The sequence below is a fragment of the Modestobacter sp. DSM 44400 genome (assembly GCF_900107175.1).
Classification (GTDB): Bacteria; Actinomycetota; Actinomycetes; order Mycobacteriales; family Geodermatophilaceae; genus Modestobacter.
The window spans coordinates 144,137-151,975 of sequence record NZ_FNOZ01000005.1 but is presented as its reverse complement, the minus strand read 5'-3'; the positions used below and the strand labels follow the sequence as shown (position 1 = coordinate 151,975).

The following is a 7,839-nucleotide window of genomic DNA, read 5'->3' as shown; positions in this document are numbered from 1 at the left end:
ACCCGCCTGTTCACCACCCCGGCGACGCTGGCCCGCACCGGACGCCGACGGATCCTGCACCTGGCCGAACACCACCCCTGGGCCGCGCTGGTCCGCGACGGGCTTGCACGACTCCGCGACGCCACCGCGGTGCTCGCCGCCCCGGCAGCCGCCTCCGGCTGACCCCCGGCGACCTGACCCGACGACCCGAAGGACACCCACCGGCCTGTGGAACCGGCGCCCACCCGAGCGACATCGGCCGATCCGTCACACCCCAATGCCATCCTGACGCCCACACGGGACCAGAAGCCGATGATCATGCTCCGCATCAAGATCACGGAAGATCGAGGTTAGCGTGACCAACCTGCTGGGGCGGTAAGTCAGCGCAGAGTGACCGGCACGATCCCCTCCTCGGCCGGCAGCTCGAACCTGAGCACCTGGGCGTAGAACGACAGCTCGCCGTCCAGGGCGGCCCGGATGTTCTCGGCCCTGCGGAACCCGTGCTGCTCACCGGGGAAGAGCAGGTACGCGTGCGGCACGCCCTTCTCCCGCAGCGCGGCGACCATCATCTCTGCCTGCTCGGGCGGGACGACGCGGTCCTCGTCTCCCTGGAACACGGCCAGCGGGGTGTTGAGAAAGTCGGTGTGGTGGATCGGGGAGCGCTCCGCGTAGACGTCGGCGCCGGCCGGCCACGGTGCGATCAGCCCGTCCAGGTACCGCGACTCGAACGAGTGCGTGTCGGCCGCCAGCGCCGCGAGGTCCGCGACCCCGTAGTGGCTGGCCCCGGCCGCGAAGACCCCGGGCCGGAACGTGAGTGCGGCCAGCGTCGTGTAGCCACCGGCCGACCCGCCCCGGATGGCCAGCCGCGCGGGGTCGGCGCGGCCGGAGTCGGCCAGCCAGCGGGCGCAGGAGACGACGTCGTCGAGGTCCGCGATGCCCCAGCGGCCCCGCAGCGCGTCCCGGTAGCGCCGTCCGTAGCCGGTGGAGCCCCGGTAGTCGACGTCGGCCACGGCGAAACCGCGGGAGGTCCAGTACTGCACGCCGAGGTCGAGCACCGCCCGCGCCGCGGCCGTCGGCCCGCCGTGCACGAGCACCAGCAGCGGCGGCAGCTCGCCGTCCGGGCCGGTCACCTGCGGGTTGGTCGGCGGGTAGACCAGCGCGTGCGCCTCGCCGACGTCCGGCCGGCCGGCCGCGGAGTCGCCGGCCACGGTCGGGAAGGTGACGTGCTCGGGGTGGGAGAACCAGGCGGGATCCAGCCCGAGGTCACGGGCCGGGCGCAGCACCTCCGTGGCGCCGTCGTCCACGCCCACGCGCAGCACCACCGGCTCCGACGCCGGCCCCCCGGCGACGCACACGATCGCCCGGCCGGCAGCGGTTACCTGTCCGAAGGACGCGTACTCGAGGTCGAACTCCAGCAGCGTGCCGTCGGCCTGACGGACGCCGAGCCGGTCGGCGCCGTCCCGGCCGTAGGCCAGCACCACGCGGCCGTCGTCCAGCAGGGCGAACCGGCTCTGCCCGAACACCCACTGCGGGCCGGCGATGTCGCTGCCGGTGTCGATCACCAGCTCCGGCTCGCCGCCGGGCTGCCAGCGGTAGAGGCTCCACACGTCGGTGCGGTCGGCGAGGAACCACAGGCTGCCGTCGGCGGCCCAGGTCGGCTGGACGACGGACTCCGGCTGCGCCCCGGACCGGCCGCCGGCCACCACCGTCTCGTTGCCGTCCGGCCCGCGGACGACGAGCTCGGCGGCATCCCAGGGCATGTCCGGGTGCTGCCACTGCAACCACGCGAGCCACCGGCCGTCGGTGGACAGCCGCGGGTCGGAGACGAAGTCCGGTCCGGCCACCAGCACCGCGCTCGTGCCGTCGCGGTCGATCCGCACCACCTCATGGACGACGTCGGCCGCCGCCCCGCTCGCCGCGTGCGTCTCCCGGACCGCGACCACCCCGGTGCGGTCGGGAGTGACCCGCAGGTCGGCGTGGCGCACCCCGGCCGGGATCGCCGGCTCGGGGGTGACCGCGACCGGCTCGGCGCCCGGGTCGACGCGGTAGAGCCGCTGGTCGGCGAAGCCGGTGGACCACACGACGCCGCCGGCCACCGTCCAGGCGCCACCGCCGTACTCGTGCACCCGGGTCCGGGCGTTCCACGGCGGGGGCAGCAGGTCGGTGGTCGTCCCGTCGGCGGCCCGGCGCACCAGGGCCGTGCGGCCGCCCTCGCTCGGCCGGGACTCCGCCCACCAGACGTCCGTGCCGTCGATGACGACTTCACCGATCCGAGCGGCCGCGCGGACCACCAGTTCCGAGGTGATCGGGGTGGGCCAGCTGCCGTGGGGGAGGGTGCGCTTCGCTGCGGTCACACACCCGACCGTAGCCAGCAGGCGCTGGGACCGGCCCGGGGCCGGGCCCGTGGAGCTCCTGAGCCCGAGCCGGACACGCTGCCCCGCTTGCCCCCGGGCCACTCCGTGCGCGGCTACCGTCGACCCATGCCTGCACGCGCGACGACGTCGAACCGGCGGCCGGCGCGTGGTGGCGGCTCGACCCGCCCCCGCTCCGGCAGCACCGCTGCCAAGAAGCGGCCCCCCGCCAAGCGGGGCTCGACCGCCGCCCGGCGGCCCCCGGCCCGCAAGCCGCAGTCCTCGCTGAGCCAGGGTGCCTGGCGCGCCGCCGCCGGCACGTGGTCGCTGCTGGCCCGCGGCGCCGGCGGCCTGGCCCGCTCGGTCGCCCGGCCGGAGGAGGCCGAGCCGCTCGCCCCCGAACACCGCCGCGACGGAGTCGGCCTCGCCGTCCTCGGGCTGGCCATCGTCCTCGGCGCCTCCGCGTACACCTCCGGCATCGGCCCGGTCGGCGCCGCCGTCACCACCGCCGTCCACTGGGTCATCGGGTCGCTGGTCGTCGTCCTGCCCGTCGTGCTCCTGCTCGTGGCTGTGCGCCTGCTGCGCCACGGTCCCCACCCGGAGGCCCGCGGCCGGCTGACCATCGGCTGGCTGTGCGTTCTCGCCGCCGTCGTCGGCATCGCCCACGTCGTGGGCAGGAAGCCGGCGCCGGAGGAAACCCCCGGTGGCGCCGGCGGCGTCCTGGGCTGGGCGGTCGGCACCCCGCTATCGGCCGGTGTGGGCGCCGTGGTCACCGTGCTGCTGCTGGTCCTGCTGGCCCTCTTCGGCCTGCTCGTGGTCACCGCCACTCCGGTGCGCCAGGTGCCCGAGCGGCTGCGCGAGTACGTCGACCGGATGCTCGGCCGCGACGAGGACGGCTACGACGAGGACGGCTACGACGAGGACGAGTACGACGAGGAGGAGCCCGAGCCCGCGCCCGCGCCCCGGTCCCGCAAGGGCCGGCGCGCGCCGGCGGTCGAGGACACCCTCGACACCGGCGTCATCGACACCGGGGCCCTGGACGACGCCCCGCTGGCCACCGTGCAGACCCCGCCGGAGAGCGTCCAGCTGCGCCGCCCGCCGATCGTCGACCGGACGGCGCCGCCCGAGGACCTGCCGCCGATCACCGAGCCCGAGCAGCTGGCCATCCAGCCGGTGGAGGGCAACTACACGCTGCCGCCGCTGAGCGTCCTGCGCGCCGGTGACCCGCCCCGCGCCCGATCCAAGGCCAACGACGTGGCCATCGAGGCGATCACCGGGGTGCTCGAGCAGTTCAACGTCGATGCTGCGGTCACCGGCTTCACCCGCGGCCCGACGGTCACCCGCTACGAGATCGAGCTGGGCCCGGCGGTGAAGGTCGAGAAGATCACCGCCCTGACCCGCAACATCGCCTACGCGGTGGCCAACGACAACATCCGCATCCTGGCGCCGATCCCCGGCAAGTCCGCCGTCGGCATCGAGGTGCCCAACACCGACCGCGAGAAGGTCAGCCTCGGCGACGTGATGCGGTCCTCGGCGGCGAAGCAGGACCCGCACCCGATGCTGGTCGGGTTGGGCAAGGACATCGAGGGCGGCTTCGTCTGCGCCAACCTGGCCAAGATGCCGCACCTGCTGGTGGCCGGTGCCACCGGCGCAGGCAAGTCCAGCTGCATCAACTCGCTGCTGACCTCGTTGTTGTTGCGGGCCTCGCCCGACCAGCTGCGGATGATCCTGATCGACCCGAAGATGGTCGAGCTCACCCCCTACGACGGCATCCCGCACCTGATCACGCCGATCATCACCGACCCGAAGAAGGCCGCCACCGCGCTGGCCTGGCTGGTCGAGGAGATGGAGCAGCGCTACCAGGACATGCGGGCCACCGGGGTCCGGCACATCGACGACTTCAACCGCAAGGTGGAGCGCGGCGAGATCACCGCGCCGGAGAACAGCGAGCGGGTGTACCGCACCTATCCCTACATCCTCACCATCGTCGACGAGCTGGCCGACCTGATGATGGTCGCCCCCCGGGACGTCGAGGAGTCGATCGTCCGGATCACCCAGAAGGCCCGCGCCGCCGGGATCCACCTGGTGCTGGCCACCCAGCGGCCCAGCGTCGACGTCGTCACCGGGCTGATCAAGGCCAACGTGCCGTCCCGGCTGGCCTTCTCCACCTCCAGCCTCACCGACAGTCGGGTCATCCTCGACCAGCCCGGCGCGGAAAAGCTGATCGGCATGGGCGATGCTCTGTTCCTGCCGATCGGCGCGGGCAAGCCGATCCGGGTGCAGGGCGCCTTCGTCTCCGACACCGAGATCGAGGCGGTCGTCGAGTTCTCCAAGCGGCAGGCCGAGCCGGAGTACCGCGAGGAGGTCTTCACCGCCGCGGCCGGTGAGAAGAAGAACATCGACGAGGACATCGGCAACGACCTGGAGCTGCTCGTCCAGGCTGTCGAGCTCGTCGTCACCAGCCAGTTCGGGTCGACCTCGATGCTGCAGCGCAAGCTGCGGGTCGGGTTCGCCAAGGCCGGCCGGCTGATGGACCTGATGGAGAGCCGCGGCATCGTCGGCCCGTCCGAGGGTTCCAAGGCCCGGGACGTGCTGATCAAGCCCGACGAGCTGGAAGCGGTGCTGTTCACCCTCCGGGGTGGCTCTGCCTGAGCCCGCGGGCTCAGGCAGAGCGCGGGAGGGACGTGCCCGGCGGGCGACGCGCCCGGCGGAGTCGCCACCGGCGCCTAGGATGGCACGGTGCCAGCACTGCCCAGCTCCGTTCCCTCCCCTCGCGGGCAGTCCTCCGGCGACCCGGTCGTGACCGAGCCGCCCGTCCTGCGCCGGGTGGCGGTCGTGACGCTCGGGTGCGCCCGCAACGAGGTCGACTCCGAGGAGCTCGCCGGCCGGCTGGCCGGCGACGGCTACGAACTCGTCGAGGACGCCGAGGGCGCCGACGCCGTCCTGGTCAACACCTGCGGCTTCATCGAGAGCGCCAAGAAGGACTCCGTCGATGCCATCCTGGCGGCCACCGACTCCGGCGCCGAGGTCATCGCCGTCGGCTGCATGGCCGAGCGCTACGGCGCGGAGCTGGCCGGGGCGCTGCCCGAGGCGACCGTGCTGGGCTTCGACGACTACGCCGCCATCGGCGACCGGCTGGACGACGTCCTCACCGGCCGACCGCTGGTCCCGCACTCCCCGCGCGACCGGCGCACCCTGCTGCCGATCAGCCCGGCGCAGCGGACGGCGGCCGTCACGGCCGGCGACGCCCCGGCCATCCCCGGGCACGACTGGCTCAAGCGCAAGCGGCTGGCCAGCGGGCCGACCGCCGCGCTCAAGCTGGCCTCGGGCTGCGACCGCCGCTGTGCCTTCTGTGCCATCCCCACGTTCCGTGGTGCGTTCGTCTCGCGCCCCCAGGCGGAGGTGCTGGGCGAGGCCCGGTGGCTGGCCGCGCAGGGGGTCACCGAGCTGGTGCTGGTGAGTGAGAACTCGACCTCCTACGGCAAGGACACCGGCGACCTGCGGTCGCTGGAGAAGCTGCTGCCCGAGCTCACCGCCGTTCCCGGCATCGCCCGGATCCGGGTGGCCTACCTGCAGCCGGCGGAGATGCGCCCCGGCCTGCTCCAGGTCATCGCCGCCACGCCGGGCATCGCGCCCTACTTCGACCTGTCCTTCCAGCACTCCTCGCCGACCCTGCTGCGCCGCATGCGCCGGTTCGGCGGCACGGACGACTTCCTCGGGATCATCGAGCACGCCCGCTCGCTGGCCCCGGGCGCCGGCTTCCGCACCAACGTCATCCTCGGCTTCCCGGGGGAGACCGAGGCCGACGTCATCGAGCTCGAGCGTTTCCTGACCGAGGGCCGCCTGGACGCGGTCGGTGTGTTCGGCTACTCCGACGAGGAGGGCACCGAGGCCATGCGACTGACCGGCAAGCTGGACTCCGACGAGATCGACGCCCGGGTCCGGCGTGTCACCGACCTGGTGGAGGAGCTCACCGCCCAGCGGGCGGAGGAGCGGATCGGCGACGTGGTCGAGGTCCTGCTGACCGACGACCTCTCCGCCACCGAAGGGCCGGGCACGTGGGGCGGCCACGCCGCCCACCAGGACCCCGATGCCGACGGCACGACCACCGTGTCCGGCGTACCGGCCGACTCCGTCGCCGGGCAGTTGGTGGCCGCCGAGGTGGTGGCCACCGACGGCGTCGACCTCGTGGCCCGGGTGCTCGTGCCCGCGCTCAACCCGGCCGGTCGCTGACTCCATGAGCGAGCGTGCGAGCTCATCGCCGGGCGCAGCTGCCGCGCTCATGTCGACGACGAGCGCCGGCGAGGAGTCGGCATGAGTGCTGTCGTCCCTGACCCGGCGGCGACGCCGCCGCAGACCGTGCGGCTGGTGAACGTGCCCAACGCGCTCACGGTGCTGCGCCTGGCCGTCGTCCCGGTGTTCGCGGCCCTGCTGCTGTCCGGCGACGGCATGGACGACGCACGGCGCGGCTGGGCGACGCTGTTCTTCGCGCTGGCCATCATCACCGACCGCTACGACGGGATGATCGCCCGGCGCACCAACCAGGTGACCGAGTTCGGCAAGCTCGCCGACCCGATCGCCGACAAGGCGCTCACCGGGACCGCCCTGATCGGGCTGTCCGTCCTCGGGCTGTTGCCCTGGTGGGTGACGCTGGTGATCCTGGTCCGCGAGGTCGGGGTGACGGTCCTGCGGTTCTGGGTCATCCGGCACGGGGTGATCGCGGCCAGCCGCGGCGGCAAGCTCAAGACCGTCCTGCAGGCGCTGGCGATCGGGCTCTACATCCTGCCGCTGACCGGGCTGCTGGCCTCGGCGCGGTGGTGGGTGATGGCGATCGCCGTCGTGCTGACCGTGGCCACCGGCATCGACTACGTCTACCGGGCGCTCGCACTCCGCCGTACCAGCGCACGGGCGATGCGCGCCGCGGCGGCGCGGCGGGCCGCCGCTCCCGACGGCCCCGCGGCCGGCAGCGCCCGCACCGACACCGCGGCGTGAGCTCCGGCGCGCCGGCCGGGGCGGCCCGGCGGTTGCACGCCGCCCTGCTGGCCCGGGGGGAGACCGTGGCCGCGGCCGAGTCGCTGACCGCCGGGCTGTTCTGCGCAGAGCTGGCCTCCGTTCCGGGGGCGAGCGCGACCCTGCGCGGTGGGGCGGTCGTCTACGCGACGGACCTGAAGGCCACCCTCGCCGGCGTGCCGGCGGACGTGCTGACCGCGCACGGTCCGGTCAGCGAGCCGACCGCCGCCGCCCTGGCCCGGGGCATCCGGGAACGGTGCACTGCCACCTGGGGCATCGGGCTGACCGGCGTGGCCGGCCCGGACCCGGTCGACGGGCACGGTCCCGGCCGGGTGTACGTCGGGATCAGCGACGGCGCCCGCACCGACGTCCTCGAACTCGACCTGCCCGGTGACCGCTCCGCCGTGCGGGCCGGGGCGGTCCGGGCCGCCCTCGAGCTGCTCCTGGAACGGCTGGGAGATGGGAACGACGGCCCGCCGGCAGGCGTTACGCCATGAGC

5 protein-coding genes are annotated in these 7,839 nt (G+C 74.0%); 4 read left to right on the top strand and 1 reads right to left on the bottom strand.

Going from position 1 to position 7,839, the window contains the following annotated elements:
* Positions 1-359: 359 nt before the first annotated feature.
* On the bottom strand, positions 360-2,333 hold the full coding sequence (locus BLW04_RS05780) for a S9 family peptidase (RefSeq protein ID WP_091537812.1): 1,974 nt from the start codon (positions 2,331-2,333) through the stop codon (positions 360-362).
* A 126-nt stretch (positions 2,334-2,459) separates the two neighbouring features.
* On the opposite strand from BLW04_RS05780, the gene BLW04_RS05775 reads away from it, so the two are divergent.
* The 4 genes from BLW04_RS05775 (at position 2,460) to BLW04_RS05760 (ending at position 7,837) form a co-directional block, all read left to right on the top strand.
* Entirely contained in the window at positions 2,460-4,982 is a 2,523-nt protein-coding gene (locus BLW04_RS05775) for a DNA translocase FtsK (protein WP_091537811.1), read from the top strand.
* An 87-nt stretch (positions 4,983-5,069) separates the two neighbouring features.
* On the top strand, positions 5,070-6,563 hold the full coding sequence (locus tag BLW04_RS05770; protein WP_254781102.1) for a MiaB/RimO family radical SAM methylthiotransferase: 1,494 nt from the start codon (positions 5,070-5,072) through the stop codon (positions 6,561-6,563).
* Positions 6,564-6,644: 81 nt separating this feature from the next.
* Positions 6,645-7,322, top strand: coding sequence for a CDP-diacylglycerol--glycerol-3-phosphate 3-phosphatidyltransferase (gene pgsA, locus BLW04_RS05765; RefSeq protein WP_091537809.1), 678 nt, complete (start codon positions 6,645-6,647; stop codon positions 7,320-7,322).
* Positions 7,319-7,837 carry a CinA family protein gene (locus tag BLW04_RS05760; protein ID WP_091537808.1) on the top strand — a complete coding sequence of 173 codons (519 nt, stop codon included), beginning with the start codon at positions 7,319-7,321 and terminating at the stop codon, positions 7,835-7,837. The genes pgsA and BLW04_RS05760 overlap by 4 nt, the downstream gene beginning before the upstream one ends.
* Positions 7,838-7,839: the final 2 nt, after the last annotated feature.

Bases quoted from the DNA above. Each gene is read 5' to 3' on its own strand.
- BLW04_RS05775 (WP_091537811.1), top strand. From the start codon at position 2,460: ATGCCTGCACGCGCGACGACGTCGAACCGGCGGCCGGCGCGTGGTGGC.
- pgsA (WP_091537809.1), top strand. From the start codon at position 6,645: ATGAGTGCTGTCGTCCCTGACCCGGCGGCGACGCCGCCGCAGACCGTG.